The following is a 12,803-nucleotide window of genomic DNA, read 5'->3' as shown; positions in this document are numbered from 1 at the left end:
CAAAACCTGCACAAAAAAAACGCCCTCCGGGGCGTTTTTTTATGGCCCCAATCCAGCTGCTTCAATACCTTACTTCGTTGACCCGGTAGACCCGGTCCGGTGCGCCAAACAGCGCTTCCAGCTGCGTCCCGGTCAGGGGTAAACCCAGCAGCTCACCTCCGACCCGACCGATCAGTGGCGACTGGCGACCGCCGGCACAGTGGGAGCAGAGCCCCAGGAATTGAAGCCGACCGGCTTCAAATCGGAGGTAAAACCCACCCCCCGAGTAGGCTTCCCCTGCCGGGGCGTCTCTCCTTATCACCGGCGGCTGCGCCCTGGGCAGGTAGCCCGAGACCCGCTCCGGGGTCAGTGCTGAGAGGGTCAACAGCTCGGCCTCGGCGGCCAGTTTTACTACCAGTCGCTGGCGCTCAACCTCCCCGAGTTGCCGGAGGTCGAGGGCGAGAATGTAGTACAGTGGCTCCGCGGCCCCGTCCAGCGGCTCCCCGTGGGCGACCAGCGCCCCTTTTTCCAGGCGGGTCACCGAGGCGCAGGCCGTCAACAGGCACAGCAACCCGAGCACCAGCGAACGTGCCACCACGGTGCCCGGCAAGGACGATTTAGCGCGCATAACCACGCTCCATCAGGCAAAGCAGGTACTGCTCGGCGTAACGGGTTCGCTGCGCGGTTGAACCCGCGCGGTATCGCGCCGCCTCCCGGTCGGCCCGGTCGCGGGCGGAGACAATCATCGACAGGCTAAGCCCGCTCTCCTGGGCAGGGCGAAAATAGGGGTCCAGCTTGGCGTACCCCGTAAAGTGAGGATCGGATGAAAAGTAGGCCCTCGCCTCGAGCCCATCGAGGCGTGCCCGCTCCGTCGCGGAGAACGGCGCCGTGTCGCCACCGGGCTGGGTGAGGCAGTCGAGCAGAATACCCAAGCGTTCACCATAGCGGGTGTGGGGTGGTGGTTGCAGGGTTCCCTCGGGGGCGGGCGGCTCATCCACAACCGCTGGCCGCTCCACTCCGGTTCGCCAGAGCTCTATCTGCGCAAACTCGAAGCCCACCAGCCCCTCTCCCTCACAGGGCTTCACCAACGCCCGCTGGGCATCCATCTCCACGGCGAGCTGGCGCGCCCGCTGCTCCCAGGCCTTATCGGTCGCCACCAGTCGCCCCAGCCCATCGACCCGCGACAGCACCAGCTGCGCTGCGTCCACCCCTTCATCAACCCCATCGAGGCGATTGCAAGGCTGCTCCATGAGCACCACCTCAACCCCTTCACCGCCGGCAAAGAGGGGCTTTTCGTAGACACTGTGGAGGCAGCCCGAGAGCAACAGGGCGCACCCCAGCCCCGCGACACGCAAATGCACTGGCCGGACATTACGCGCACTGATCATTTCAGCCTCCCGCGTAGGAGCCGATGGATGGTTTACCCCCGGCTTCGCTAGCCAAAGGCACTGGAGGACTGCCGATTAGAGGGGCGGCCCTGCGACCTCAGCCGGGCTGGAAACTGTCGCTGTAGGCGAACAACCCGGCGGCACCACCGGTATGGATAAAAAGGACACGGGAGCCCGGGGCGATAAGGCCGCGGCGACAGTGGTCAATCAGGCCTGCCATCGCCTTGCCAGTGTAGACCGGATCCAGCAGGATCGCTTCTCGGCTCGCTGCGAGTCGCACCGCCTCAAGGGTATCCTCGCCGGGAATGCCGTAACCGGCCCCGACGTAATCGCCGTTCGCCCGTACCCGGCTGGCCCCGTCCCGCAACGGAATGCCCAGGCGCTTGAGGGTACGCTCCAGCAGTTCCCCCACCAACGCCTCCTGCAGCTCAGCGCTGCGGCTGACACAGAAGCCCAGCAGGGGCGTGTCATCCCCGGCGCTGAGCTGACCGGCCAGCAATCCGGCCTGGGTTCCGCCGCTGCCGGTCGCCACCAGCCAGTGGTCGAAAGCGATCCCCTGCTCAGCGGCTTGCTGGATGATCTCCTCGGTGCAACGCATATAGCCCAGCGACCCCACCTCGTTGGAGCCTCCCACCGGAATCAGGTAAGGGCGCTTGCCCGCTTCGCGCAGCTGACGCATCAGTTGCTCGGCGCACAGGGTCAGGTCACTGCCCTCATCCACCACCCGCACTCGGGCACCGCACAGATGGTCCAGTAACAGATTGCCGTTGCGGTAATAATCCAGCTTGGGGGTACCCGGCACATCCTCCAGCAGCAGCTCACAGCCCAGCCCGAAGCGCGCGGCAGCAGCGGCCGTTTGGCGTGCATGGTTTGACTGGATACCACCGAGGGTGACCAGGGTATCGGCCCCCTCCTCCAGCGCCGCCGCCACCAGGTACTCCAGCTTTCGGGTCTTGTTCCCCCCCAGCGCCAGCCCGGTACAGTCGTCGCGCTTGATGTACAACTCAATGCCCAGCTCAGCACCGAGGTTGGGCAGTTTTTCCAGCGGGGTGGGGCCGTGGCCAAGGGATACGCGGGGCAGAACGAGGGACATGGAGAAACTCCGTCAGTAGCAGGGTGGCGCCCTGGGGGCGAGGATAAATGGGCCCCTAGTGTTTCAAGCGGCCTGCCAAAGATCAACCTCTGCCCCCCAGTGCTCTAACCCCGGATCTTTCCCGGTCTCAGGGAACCTATAGCGGATTTGATCCTCTATAGTTAAGGCAGCCAAACCTGACCGAGGGCGCCTTTATGAGTATGAACCTTGCCCGCTTTGATCTTGGGCAGATTGTAAGCCATCGCCGTTTCCATTACCGGGGTGTGATCTTCGGGGTTGATCCCTGCTTCTCCCTCGATGATCAGTGGTACGAAACCATGGCCACCTCACGCCCTCCCAAAGACCGCCCCTGGTACCACGTCCTGGTAGACGGAACCGACCGCACCACTTACGTGGCCGAGCGCAACCTGGCTCCCTGCGACGACCATCAGCAGATTCAGCACCCCCGCCTGGGGGACTGTTTCAACCGCTATGATGGTGACCGTTATTACATACGTGCCACTACCCAATAGGGCACAGTACCTATCCCTTTCCAGCCTGGAGGAGTCCCCCCAACATGAGTACCATGAAGACCGAGATTGTTCGCGCCCGTATCGAACCCGAGATTAAGGCCGATGCGGAGCAGGTATTGGAGCAGATCGGCATGAGCATGGCGGATGCCATCCGCCTCTTTGTCACCCAGGTTGCCCGTCGCCAGGAGTTTCCCATCGAGCTACGGGTCACGGCACGCAAGCCCCAGGACTAGTCCAGCTGCAGCTGTGCCGGGGGCACGCGGAAATAACCCACCCCGGCAATGCCATGATTCTCAACGCGCACCGTTTGCCGATGGATGCGCGTCACCACCCCGCTCACCAGCTTCCCACGATACTGAAAACGCACCCGTTGACCCCGTACCGGTGCTGGCACCGGTGCGGTATCCCGCGCAGCGGCCCCAGGGGGGAGAAACCCCAATTCCAGTTGCGCGTCCTGCGCGGCGCGCAGTAGCGCCTCGAGCACCCGCTGGGCGCTACCGCTGCGATGGATGCGGTCGAGTATTTGGTAAAAGCCCGCATTATGGATCGACCCGCGTCCGTACCAACCGTTCAGTGACTGGACCAGGTGGGCAAACTCGTGGCAGCAGGTGTGGGCCAGCAGCTCTGCCAACCCCCATTGCCCCCTGAAGTAACCGCGCGCGCGGATCTCCCGCGCCGTGGTCCACAACTCGGCCTGCAGCGGGCAGCGCTTGCTGGCCACCATCTTGCGACCGTAGGTAATGCTGTGCCGGGCCCCCTGCTGGCGGTGGTGGGTAGCGCGACCGCTACCGACCCGGCAATGAAGCTGAATACGGTGGCCGCGATCCCGCAGCCAGGGCTGAATCTCCCGCCACAGCACCTGCTCGGTAACCTCCACCAGCAACTGGGCCACCCGCTGCTCAAACGACATGACGCAGCAACTCGTAGGCCTCGCGAATTTCGACAAAACGCGCCGCATCCCCGCCCCGGTCGGGGTGGTGGCGCGCTGCCAGCCGGCGATAGGCAGCCGTCAGCTCCTCAGCACTGGGCAACGCTTCCAGCTGCAACCACTCAAGCGCCTGCTGTTGGCGATCCTGTCCACGGTAGCGCAGCCAGAAGCTGGCCAGAAGCTCGGCCACCGACTCGGCGTCGGCTTGTTGGAAGTGATGCCAGTCCAGATAGTACTGCCGCAGGCTCTCGTCCCCGGCACGGGTCAGCGCTCCCTCCTCGCTGGCCCTGGCGGGAGGACGGGGCCCCAGCGAGATCGACAGGGCAGAGATAGCCAGCCAGACCCCCTCCTCAGCAAGTGAGCACTGCAGCTGGTAGAGGGCGTTCATCAGCAGGAAGTGTTTGCGGAACAGCCGCAGGTTAAGGTCATCCCCGGTATCCGGTCCCAGCAGGGCATCCAGCTCCTCGGTCAGGGCACTCATCAGCTGGTGCTCGCTGACCGGTGCGGCCTGTTGACGCAGCAGATCCAACACCGCCAGCCGCAGCGGGTTGTCCAGTGGATCGATAGACTCCACCGCCTAGAGCACCAATCCCTGCTTCAGCAGGGCGCGGGGTAACACCTCATCGAGGTTGTCCAGCGCCTCCGGGGTCACTTCAACCAGCGGCAGCTGATGTTCCCGGTAGAGCGCCTGGCGGGCCAGCTTGCGCTTGAGATAGGCGGCGGTCTTGTCGAAACCCCAGTATTCGAGATAAAGCTGCCCGGCGGGCAGGTAAAAGTCGGCCAGGCCATCACCATCGAAGGGCAGAGGATGTCCGGTGCTGTGGACCACCCCGTTGAGATAGAGCCAGTTGTCGATCAGCAGCTCCTCCTTCGAGGACAGCAGGTGACCATCGAGCGCCCGCCACCGGCCATCGACCGAGAGCGCTTCCCCCTCCCCCAGCAGCTGCTGGGTACGCCGCTGCAGCACCGAATTCTCCTCAATGGCCTCCGGCCAACTGGCGTAGGGGATACCGCTGCGCTCGTTTTCCCGTTGCTGGCCGCCCAACAGTGCCCCGGCCTCGGTCAGCTGCCACCCCTTTCGGTAGCTGCGAATCCAGCCCAGCTCCGCCAGCAACAGATTGCAGAGTCGACCACCGATCCCCAGTTTGGCACCCAACTGGGAGGCGCTCAGGGGAGCCGCAGGGAGTCGTTTGAAGAGCGCGTGCTGGGTGAGTGCGACTGGCCAGACGATGTACTCTCCGTACTTCTCACTCTGGGCGTAGCGTCCCCCCTCGAACTCGCCTTTGGGGGTCAGCCGCCAGCGCTCACCCTGTTTTTCAATCCAGCCGCTGTCAGCCAGCAGGATAAAAAGTTCGCGGGGCTCCTTGTTGACGGATTTTGCCAGGGCGGTGGTGGAGAGGGGTTTATCCGATGACTTGCTCACGGGCGTGATCGCTGCGAAGGAAAAGAGGGCTACAGTGTGCCATCTGCGCCTCCAAGCCTCAAACGGGAGCACTGCGGCCCGGTTTTGCTCCGCGCTGGTGCAGGATTGAGGGCCCTTAGCCGTTTTTAAGCACCCTGCAGCTGGCACAGTCTCTGCATCTACACATTCAGAAAGCCCGTTTAACCCGGGGATCTGTCCCCCACCGGAGTCTTCCATGAAGTATTTCAGCCGACGCGTCATCAAACCCGGCGACCTCAACCCGGCCCATCGCCTGTTTGGCGGCACCCTGCTGGCCTGGATCGACGAGGAAGCCGCGATCTTTGCCGGCTGCCAGATGAAGAGCCAACACCTGGTGACCAAATACATCTCCGAGATCAACTTCCTCAGCTCCGCCCGCAACGGGGATGTGGTGGAGTTCGGGATGGAGGTTGCCGAGGTCGGCACCAGCTCCCTTACCGTCAAGTGTGTGGTGCGCAACAAAGCCACCCAGACCGAGATTATCCAGGTGGACCGCATCGTGTTTGTCTCCATCGATGAAGCGGGGCGACCGACCCCGCACCTCTATTCGGCGGCCAACGCTGCCTAGCTTCTGCTCTCCGCGTACTTGGCGGCCCTCGGGCCGCCTTTTTTATGTACAGGATGTACGGTATGCCGCGGGGTCAGGGATGACCTGGAGCGGCAGGCAGGACGGGCGGTAGATCGCGGGAGCCATGGATGGCGAGAGCGATCACGGGGATGGTCGGGCCGATAGCTGCGCTCCTGCGCAATCGGCACTCCCAGCAACCCTGCCGGACGTATGCCGCGGGAGCCATGGATGGCAAGAGCGATCATGGGGATGGTCGGGCCGATAGCTGCGCTCCTGCGCAATCGACACGCCCTACGTCCTTGTAGGTCGTATACCGCGGGGTCATGGATGACCAGGCGCGGCGGGACAGGAGAACGCCTTCCCCTGGGTTTACTGATCCCCCGGCGGCCACTGCTGCTCGAGCAGCCGGGTGATCAGCTGGTAGCGCACTGGCAACCGACGGTGTTTTTTGGTCAGGCAGTAAACCCGCTCCCTAACCGGTCGCGGCAGCGCCACCGAGTGAATGGCGCCGGTATCGGCAAAGGCTTCCACCGTCGACTGCGGGAGGACCGTAAAGCCGAGGCCGCGGGCGACCGGTAGCAGGATCTGCCCCAGCTGGTTGATGTAGCCGCTGTGAGGGATCTTCTCCATGCCGTTGAAGTGGTCCGGATAATTCAGCTCAAGCAGCTCGCTTGCGTAATGGTGCCCATCGGGATGGTTGATAAAGCCCAACTCCATCAAAGCCTCCCACCCCCAGCCCCCCCCCCTGGGCACCACCAGGCAGAGGCTGTCCTCACCCAGGGGCTGCTGCAGTAGCTTGGGGTCTTTCACCGGTTGGGTCACCAGCCCGATATCCGTTTGATTCAGCTTTACGCGCTCAACAATCACCGCGTTTGGCGCCGCCTCCAGCGCAAACCTCAAACCCGGGTACTGGCCCTGCAACGCCAGCAGGCGCGGGTAGAGCTGCATCGCCATGGAGCCGGAGCAGGCGAGACGACATTCACCCCGATTGCTCTCATCTTCAGCCAGCCGAGCCATCAGTTCGGCTTCCGCCTCTACCTGCTCCAGGCCAAAACGATAGAGGGTTTCACCGGCCGGGGTGAGCTCGAAGGATTTGCCATAGCGCGCCAACAAGGGTTTCCCGAGCTGAGCCTCCAGTTTACGGATATGCTGGCTCACCCCGGGCTGGGTCATGTGCAGCAGCTCAGCGGTGCGGGTGAAGTGGTGGGTACTCGCCAACTTCATAAAGGTACGCAGATAGAGGGGGTTTATCATAATTTAAAATTATCAAAATAATGAAAAACGATAATTTCAAATTAGCACAAACAACACCTAGACTACAGTCCATCAGTTACCCATTCTGGAGCTTAAACATGACCACCCCCTCCCTGCCCCAAGCCAACACCCCCTACCCCCGTACCTTCTCCCACATCGGCATCTCCGTGCCCGATCTGGAAGCCGCCGTGCGTTTCTACACCGAGGTACTGGGCTGGTACCTGATCATGGAGCCCACCGAGATCGTCGAGGACGACAGCGCCATCGGCGAGATGTGCACCGATGTTTTCGGTGCGGGCTGGGGCTCATTCCGCATTGCCCACCTCTCTACCGGTGACCGCATCGGGGTGGAGCTGTTCCAGTTTGCCAATCAGCAAAACCCGGAGGACAACTTCGAGTACTGGAAAACCGGTATCTTCCACTTCTGTGTGCAGGATCCCGATGTCGAGGGGCTGGCGGAACGGATCGTCGCTGCCGGCGGCAAGAAGCGCATGGCCAAGCCACGCTATTACTACCCGGGGGAGAAGCCCTACCGCATGATCTACATGGAGGACCCCTTCGGAAATATCCTCGAGATCTACAGCCACAGCTACGAGCTGCACTACGCATCCGGCGCCTACCAGTAGCTCCTGCCGTATCCAACCCCGGCGGGTGGTCCCGTCCGTCCGCCGGTCAGTCACTCCCCTTGAGCAGATCGGCCAGTCCGGCAAAGGGGCTGTGGGTTGCAGCTCCCGCCTGGGAGTGGCTCTCTGCGCTGCCGTAATCGGAGTCTATGTAGCGCGAGTGCTCATTATCATGACAGTAGACACAGAGCAGCTCCCAGTTACTGCCATCGCCGGGGTTGTTGTCGTGATTGTGGTCGCGGTGGTGAACCGTGAGCTCCCGCAGGTTGGTGCGATCAAACTCCCGCGCGCAGCGACCACACACCCAGGGGTAAAGCTTCAAGGCCTGGGCGCGGTAGCCCGCCTCCCGCGCCTCCCGATCCTGACGTGCCCGGGCAACGATCTGTTGCGGGCTCGGTGCCGGCTTTTGAGCCTCGCTAGCCTTGCCCTTGCCTCGCGCACTGCGGCGCAGCTTTTCACCCATGGGAACCTCCTCAAATGATGCGCCGGTGCAGGGCACCCCTACGCAGGGGATCAATATAGCGCGGTTAACGGTTTTTAATCACCCGACTTAGCGTTAAAATCGCCCCTTTTACCAGCACACGAGACCGTTCCATGGGCCGAGCCTACCAGAACCGCAAAGAATCCATGGCCAAGACCTCTGATCACAAGGCCAAGGTGTACAGCAAATACGGACGCGAAATCTATGTCTGCGCCAAAGCCGGAGGGATTGACCCGGACGGCAACCTGGCACTGCGCAGCATGATCGACCGCGCCAAGAAAGATCAGGTACCGAGCCACGTCATCGAGAAGGCGATCGAGAAGGCCAAGGGCGGCGGCGGCGAAGATTTCGCTACCGCCCGCTACGAAGGCTTTGGCCCCGGCGGCTGCATGGTGATTGTCGACTGCCTGACCGACAACCCCAACCGCACCTTCGGCGATGTGCGTCACTGCTTCACCAAAACCAAGTGCAAGATCGGCACCCAGGGCAGCGTCAGCCATATGTTTGACCACAGCGCCATCCTGGCGTTCAAGGGCGACGACGAGGAGACCGCCCTCGAAGCCCTGATGATGGCCGAAGTGGATGTCAGCGATATCGAGAACGAGGAGGGTCTGATCACCATCTTTGCCCCCCACACCGACTACTTCAAGGCCAAACAGGCGCTGGCCGACGCCTTTGGGGAGATCGATTTCGAAGTGGACGAGATCCAGTTTGTGCCCCAGAACACCGCCCCGATTCCGGAGGAGGATCGCGCCCAGTTCGAGCGTTTCCTGGATATGCTCAACGACCTGGACGACGTGCAGAACGTCTACCACAACGCAGAGCTGTAACCGCTTTCCGGGCCTCCCCCCTGCGAGGGGGCCCGGGCACGACAACCCCAGGCGGGCAGGACGATCCAGCCCTTGGCTGCTAACGGTTAGACGCCGCCTTTGCTCAGCGACGCCCAACAAGTCCAGCCGCCCCCTCCCCTGTGACCCACTCAACGCCCCGGTTACCCTAAGGCTACTGGCAGTGATCCGTTAGCGCCCCCCCTGCGTACAACAGGTACCCCCTTGATGGAGCTTGTTATGGAGTCACCCCTCTGCCAGCTGGTCTATGCCAGCCAATCCACCTTCGCCTCCAGCGACCCAAAATCCGGCATTGACCTGGAGGTGGGAAGAATTCTGGGCCAGTCCCGGCGCAACAACCCCCGGCTCGGTATCGGTGGGGTTCTCTATTACGGTGATGGCCATTTTTTCCAGGTGTTGGAGGGTCCGCGCTCGGCCGTGCAAAGTCTCTATGACAGCATTCGCCAAGATCCCAGACACTGTAACTCTACGGTGCTCAGCCATGCGATGATCAAGGACCGCGTGTTTGGTGACTGGTCGATGAAATATATCCCGGCTGACCCGGCGGTAAAAGCGCAGCTCAGGCAGTACTGCCATGGCCGCTTTGACCCTTTCGCTTTCGACCAGTCCATGATCGAGCGCATGGTGAACCTGCTCAACCGCAGCCAATCCCTTGATCAGCCCGAGCCGGCGCCGTCACCGGCGCCAGCATCCGGGTGGCGAAAAATCTGGTCCTGGCTACGGCTTCCCGGGCTGGACAGGGGAGTATAAACCCAGGGCGCTAATGCGATCTCACTCGCTCGCCTGGCTATAGGGCAGTAAGCGCCGGGCTTCTGTGAACTCATGGTCAAGATAGAGCTGCTCGCGCTGCAAAAAGTGGGCAATCGCCTGGCGAAACTCCGGATCGCGGATCCAGTGACTGGAGGCGGTCAACACCGGTTCAAAACCGCGCTTGATCTTGTGTTGCCCCTGGGCGCCGGCATCGAACCGGCTCAGCCCCCGTTCGATGCAGTATTCGATCCCCTGGTAATAGCAGGTCTCGAAGTGGAGGAAATCGAACTCCTGTCGGCAACCCCAGTAGCGTCCAAAGAGGGTTTGACTGTCGCAGAGGTTAAGCGCCGCTGCCACCAGACGCCCCTGCTGGCGCGCCACCACCAACAGCAGCTGGTCGGGCATAGTGCGACCCAACTGTTCAAAAAACGCCAGCGGGAGATAGCCCCGGTGGCCACTGCGCTTGAGGTAGGTGAGTTGATAGAAGTGGTGAAACTCTCGCCACAGGGCCGCATCGATCGCCTTCCCGCCCAACCGTTCCAACTCAATGCCCTGCTCCTCAACCGTTCGCCGTTCCTTCCGAATCGCCTTGCGGTGACGAGAGCGCAGCGCGGTGAGAAACCCCTCGAAGTCGCGGTAGCCCCGATTCATCCAGTGGAACTGGATCCCCTGGCGGGCGAGCAGGGGGGATGGCAGGCGCCGGGCAAGGGTTGGCTCGGGAAACAGCAGGTGCCAGGAGGAGCAGCGCTCCTCTTGCTGCTCCTGTTCCTGCTCCAGGCGGGTACACAGCAGCTGGATCAGCGCTATAGGGTCCTCACCCGGCAGGGTACAGAGGCGGGGGCCGCTGGAGGGGGTAAAAGGGACCGCGCTGATCAGTTTGGGATAATAATCGAGTCCGTGGCGGTGGTAGGCCTCGGCCCAGCTGAAGTCGAACACGTATTCGCCGTAGCTGTGCCATTTCCGGTATGCAGGCAGTAGGCCTACCAGCTGCTGGTGGCGGTAAAACAGCGCATGCCGGGGCTGCCAGCCGGTTTCGCGACAGACTGCCCCACTGGCCTCCAGCGCCAGCAGGAAAGCGTGCTGCATAAAGGGGTTGTCGCCGTTAAGAACGCCGTTCCACTGCTCGGCGCTGATCTGTTCGATTGCGGATAACCAGCGAAGCTCCAGCATGGGATCTCCTGCACTCGACGTAGCCGGGAAGATCTTGCCTCCCCGAGGAGGGGGCGACCATCAGCGTGCTGCCCAACAGGCAGCGGCCGATGAAAAGCCGGTATCTAGGAGCCGCTACCGGTCAAATTGCACTCCCAGCCCCAGCCCCGCTGACGATCGACGAAGGCTTCGGCATTGCGCTCACAATAGCCCTGCTCGCTGTCGGCATTCCAAAGCTTTTGAACCTCACCATCTTTCTGGTAAACCACTTCGCAGGGCACCGACTCCTCGGGGCTCTGGTAGACCACACTGATGATCCGCTCCATGCCCGCCTGGGTGCAGACGTAGGTCTGGTCCGCCATGACTGAACTGGCCGACATCAGCGACAACAGACAGCCGGCCGCCATTACAGAAAAGGATGTTGATCTCATGGGATGTTCTGCTCCTTGGGTTTTCCCCCGTGGTCGTAGAGCTTAGCACAGCCTTTCGACCACGGGGGGCAGTCGCGAACTAGAGCACCTTGGCGAGGGAGTCGACCAGGTAGTCGATGTTGCCCGCGTTGATGCCCGCCACGTTGATGCGACTGGATTCAACGAAGTAGATGGAGTTATCGGCCTTCAGCTGGCGCACCTGCTCCGGGCTTACGCCCAGGAAGGAGAACATCCCCTTCTGGCGGGTGATAAAGCTGAAGTCCTGCTGGATTCCACGGGCTTCGATCTTTTCCACCAGCAGCCGGCGCAGGTCATTGATGCGGTTACGCATCGCCGTCAGTTCACTGTTCCAAAGGGCGGTCAGCTCCTGGCTCGAGAGAATGATCTCCACCAGCGCCGCACCATGGGCCGGGGGCATCGAGTAGATCGCCCGCACCACGTTGCAGAGCTGGCTGTGGGTAATATCACGCGCCACCGGGCTGCTGGAGATAGCGATGATCGCACCGGTGCGTTCACGGTAGAGGCCGAAGTTTTTAGAGCAGGAGGCGGTAATCAGCATCTCGGGTACCGCGGCCGCCAGAATGCGAAGTCCCGCTGCGTCCTCCTCCAGGCCATCTCCCAGCCCCTGGTACGCCAGGTCCACCAGCGGCAGGAACCCACGGGCTTTAGCCAGCTCAGCCACCTGCTGCCACTGCTCCAGGTTCAGGTCCGCTCCACAGGGGTTATGGCAGCAGCCGTGCAACAACACCACATCGTTTGGCCCCAACTGCTCCAGGGTGGCGATCATCGCTTCGAACTGGATGCTGGCGGTGGCACGATCGTAGTAGGGATACTCCTTGATCTGCAGCCCGGTATCGCCCATCAGCGGGATGTGGTTGGCCCAGGTCGGATTGCTGACCCAGACGGTCGCGCCGGCATTGCAGCGCTTGATCAGTTCTGCCCCCGCCCGCAGGGCGCCGCACCCACCCGGTGTCTGCAGGGTGTTGGTACGCCCCGCCGTAATCACTGGGTGATCGGCACCCAGAATCAGGGCTTCGATCAATGTGCCAAAGCCCGGGGATCCCGGCGGGCCGATGTAGGTTTTGGTGGTTTCCGTCTGGATATGGTGCAGCTGGGCCTGTTTTACGGCCTCGAGGACGGGTGTATTACCGGTCTCATCTTTGTAGACACCGACGCCCAGGTCGATTTTGAGGGGGTTGGGGTCTTTCCGATAGGCGGCCATAAGCCCCAAAATCGGATCATCTGGTAGTTGTAGGAGTGTTTCTAACATGGCGGTCCCGGTTCAGGAGATGGAGCACTGTGGCACCCTTCTCCGTGTCTTGGGCGCCGCATTGGATAGTACCCAGTTTGCCGCTTTC

17 protein-coding genes are annotated in these 12,803 nt (G+C 62.2%); 6 read left to right on the top strand and 11 right to left on the bottom strand.

The annotated features are described in order from the left end of the window. Positions 1-61 precede the first annotated feature (61 nt). The 3 genes from D0544_RS12980 to D0544_RS12970 all read right to left on the bottom strand — a co-directional run bounded on the left by D0544_RS12980 (position 62) and on the right by D0544_RS12970 (position 2,460). Positions 62-607: a hypothetical protein gene (locus D0544_RS12980; RefSeq protein WP_125016809.1), complete on the bottom strand. Its 546-nt coding sequence runs from the start codon at positions 605-607 to the stop codon at positions 62-64. Continuing rightward, positions 597-1,367, bottom strand: a complete 771-nt coding sequence (locus D0544_RS12975; protein ID WP_125016807.1) for a hypothetical protein — start codon at positions 1,365-1,367, stop codon at positions 597-599. Before D0544_RS12975 ends, D0544_RS12980 begins: the two co-directional genes overlap by 11 nt. A gap of 97 nt (positions 1,368-1,464) precedes the next feature. After that, the gene (locus D0544_RS12970; protein ID WP_125016805.1) at positions 1,465-2,460 is read right to left on the bottom strand and encodes a D-cysteine desulfhydrase family protein; all 996 of its coding nucleotides are present in this window, start codon (positions 2,458-2,460) and stop codon (positions 1,465-1,467) included. Positions 2,461-2,654: 194 nt separating this feature from the next. Between D0544_RS12970 and hspQ the strand changes: the two genes are divergently transcribed. Together hspQ and D0544_RS12960 are read left to right on the top strand one after the other, a co-directional pair. Next, positions 2,655-2,972 (top strand): heat shock protein HspQ, encoded by a 318-nt coding sequence (gene hspQ / locus D0544_RS12965; protein ID WP_243647335.1) that lies wholly within the window; start codon positions 2,655-2,657, stop codon positions 2,970-2,972. Positions 2,973-3,016: 44 nt separating this feature from the next. Continuing rightward, positions 3,017-3,205 carry a type II toxin-antitoxin system RelB/DinJ family antitoxin gene (locus D0544_RS12960; protein ID WP_125016803.1) on the top strand — a complete coding sequence of 63 codons (189 nt, stop codon included), beginning with the start codon at positions 3,017-3,019 and terminating at the stop codon, positions 3,203-3,205. On the opposite strand, the gene D0544_RS12955 is transcribed toward D0544_RS12960, so the two are convergent. The 3 genes from D0544_RS12955 to D0544_RS12945 are packed head-to-tail and all read right to left on the bottom strand — an operon-like array spanning position 3,202 to position 5,323. Further along, complete coding sequence (locus tag D0544_RS12955; protein ID WP_125016801.1) at positions 3,202-3,882, bottom strand: hypothetical protein; 681 nt, start codon at positions 3,880-3,882, stop codon at positions 3,202-3,204. The genes D0544_RS12960 and D0544_RS12955 overlap by 4 nt on opposite strands. After that, the gene (locus D0544_RS12950; RefSeq protein ID WP_125016799.1) at positions 3,872-4,474 is read right to left on the bottom strand and encodes a DNA-J related domain-containing protein; all 603 of its coding nucleotides are present in this window, start codon (positions 4,472-4,474) and stop codon (positions 3,872-3,874) included. The genes D0544_RS12955 and D0544_RS12950 overlap by 11 nt, the downstream gene beginning before the upstream one ends. Before the next feature lie 3 nt (positions 4,475-4,477). Further along, positions 4,478-5,323, bottom strand: a complete 846-nt coding sequence (locus D0544_RS12945; RefSeq protein ID WP_125016797.1) for a 4-alpha-glucanotransferase — start codon at positions 5,321-5,323, stop codon at positions 4,478-4,480. A 214-nt stretch (positions 5,324-5,537) separates the two neighbouring features. Here D0544_RS12945 and D0544_RS12940 point away from each other — a divergent pair, with 214 nt between their 5' ends. After that, positions 5,538-5,909, top strand: a complete 372-nt coding sequence (locus tag D0544_RS12940) for an acyl-CoA thioesterase (RefSeq protein WP_125016795.1) — start codon at positions 5,538-5,540, stop codon at positions 5,907-5,909. A gap of 369 nt (positions 5,910-6,278) precedes the next feature. Here D0544_RS12940 and D0544_RS12935 read toward each other — a convergent pair whose 3' ends face one another. Further along, positions 6,279-7,163 (bottom strand): LysR family transcriptional regulator, encoded by an 885-nt coding sequence (locus D0544_RS12935; protein ID WP_125016793.1) that lies wholly within the window; start codon positions 7,161-7,163, stop codon positions 6,279-6,281. Between the two features lie 98 nt (positions 7,164-7,261). Between D0544_RS12935 and D0544_RS12930 the strand changes: the two genes are divergently transcribed. After that, positions 7,262-7,789, top strand: coding sequence for a lactoylglutathione lyase family protein (locus D0544_RS12930; RefSeq protein ID WP_125016791.1), 528 nt, complete (start codon positions 7,262-7,264; stop codon positions 7,787-7,789). Positions 7,790-7,835: 46 nt separating this feature from the next. On the opposite strand, the gene D0544_RS12925 is transcribed toward D0544_RS12930, so the two are convergent. Then, positions 7,836-8,249 carry a YajD family HNH nuclease gene (locus D0544_RS12925; protein ID WP_125016789.1) on the bottom strand — a complete coding sequence of 138 codons (414 nt, stop codon included), beginning with the start codon at positions 8,247-8,249 and terminating at the stop codon, positions 7,836-7,838. Between the two features lie 131 nt (positions 8,250-8,380). Here D0544_RS12925 and D0544_RS12920 point away from each other — a divergent pair, with 131 nt between their 5' ends. Both D0544_RS12920 and D0544_RS12915 read left to right on the top strand, forming a co-directional pair. Beyond that, positions 8,381-9,097, top strand: coding sequence for a YebC/PmpR family DNA-binding transcriptional regulator (locus tag D0544_RS12920; protein ID WP_125016787.1), 717 nt, complete (start codon positions 8,381-8,383; stop codon positions 9,095-9,097). A gap of 237 nt (positions 9,098-9,334) precedes the next feature. Then, positions 9,335-9,865 carry a BLUF domain-containing protein gene (locus D0544_RS12915; protein WP_164880927.1) on the top strand — a complete coding sequence of 177 codons (531 nt, stop codon included), beginning with the start codon at positions 9,335-9,337 and terminating at the stop codon, positions 9,863-9,865. A 21-nt stretch (positions 9,866-9,886) separates the two neighbouring features. Here D0544_RS12915 and D0544_RS12910 read toward each other — a convergent pair whose 3' ends face one another. The 3 genes from D0544_RS12910 to D0544_RS12900 form a co-directional block, all read right to left on the bottom strand. Further along, positions 9,887-11,035, bottom strand: a complete 1,149-nt coding sequence (locus tag D0544_RS12910) for a GNAT family N-acetyltransferase (RefSeq protein ID WP_125016783.1) — start codon at positions 11,033-11,035, stop codon at positions 9,887-9,889. A gap of 104 nt (positions 11,036-11,139) precedes the next feature. Beyond that, the gene (locus D0544_RS12905) at positions 11,140-11,445 is read right to left on the bottom strand and encodes a hypothetical protein (protein WP_125016781.1); all 306 of its coding nucleotides are present in this window, start codon (positions 11,443-11,445) and stop codon (positions 11,140-11,142) included. A gap of 79 nt (positions 11,446-11,524) precedes the next feature. After that, entirely contained in the window at positions 11,525-12,715 is a 1,191-nt protein-coding gene (locus D0544_RS12900) for an amino acid aminotransferase (protein ID WP_125016779.1), read from the bottom strand. Positions 12,716-12,803 lie beyond the last annotated feature (88 nt).

The organism is Aestuariirhabdus litorea (assembly GCF_003864255.1).
Lineage (GTDB): Bacteria > Pseudomonadota > Gammaproteobacteria > Pseudomonadales > Aestuariirhabdaceae > Aestuariirhabdus > Aestuariirhabdus litorea.
Note: the sequence above shows the minus strand (reverse complement) of the source record. Positions and strands in the feature narration are given on the sequence as shown.

Bases quoted from the DNA above. Each gene is read 5' to 3' on its own strand.
- D0544_RS12930 (WP_125016791.1), top strand. From the start codon at position 7,262: ATGACCACCCCCTCCCTGCCCCAAGCCAACACCCCCTACCCCCGTACC.
- D0544_RS12910 (WP_125016783.1), bottom strand. From the start codon at position 11,035: ATGCTGGAGCTTCGCTGGTTATCCGCAATCGAACAGATCAGCGCCGAG.
- D0544_RS12980 (WP_125016809.1), bottom strand. From the start codon at position 607: ATGCGCGCTAAATCGTCCTTGCCGGGCACCGTGGTGGCACGTTCGCTG.
- D0544_RS12970 (WP_125016805.1), bottom strand. From the start codon at position 2,460: ATGTCCCTCGTTCTGCCCCGCGTATCCCTTGGCCACGGCCCCACCCCG.
- D0544_RS12960 (WP_125016803.1), top strand. From the start codon at position 3,017: ATGAGTACCATGAAGACCGAGATTGTTCGCGCCCGTATCGAACCCGAG.
- D0544_RS12925 (WP_125016789.1), bottom strand. From the start codon at position 8,249: ATGGGTGAAAAGCTGCGCCGCAGTGCGCGAGGCAAGGGCAAGGCTAGC.
- hspQ (WP_243647335.1), top strand. From the start codon at position 2,655: ATGAGTATGAACCTTGCCCGCTTTGATCTTGGGCAGATTGTAAGCCAT.
- D0544_RS12975 (WP_125016807.1), bottom strand. From the start codon at position 1,367: ATGATCAGTGCGCGTAATGTCCGGCCAGTGCATTTGCGTGTCGCGGGG.
- D0544_RS12900 (WP_125016779.1), bottom strand. From the start codon at position 12,715: ATGTTAGAAACACTCCTACAACTACCAGATGATCCGATTTTGGGGCTT.
- D0544_RS12935 (WP_125016793.1), bottom strand. From the start codon at position 7,163: ATGATAAACCCCCTCTATCTGCGTACCTTTATGAAGTTGGCGAGTACC.
- D0544_RS12955 (WP_125016801.1), bottom strand. From the start codon at position 3,882: ATGTCGTTTGAGCAGCGGGTGGCCCAGTTGCTGGTGGAGGTTACCGAG.
- D0544_RS12915 (WP_164880927.1), top strand. From the start codon at position 9,335: ATGGAGTCACCCCTCTGCCAGCTGGTCTATGCCAGCCAATCCACCTTC.
- D0544_RS12905 (WP_125016781.1), bottom strand. From the start codon at position 11,445: ATGAGATCAACATCCTTTTCTGTAATGGCGGCCGGCTGTCTGTTGTCG.
- D0544_RS12920 (WP_125016787.1), top strand. From the start codon at position 8,381: ATGGGCCGAGCCTACCAGAACCGCAAAGAATCCATGGCCAAGACCTCT.
- D0544_RS12940 (WP_125016795.1), top strand. From the start codon at position 5,538: ATGAAGTATTTCAGCCGACGCGTCATCAAACCCGGCGACCTCAACCCG.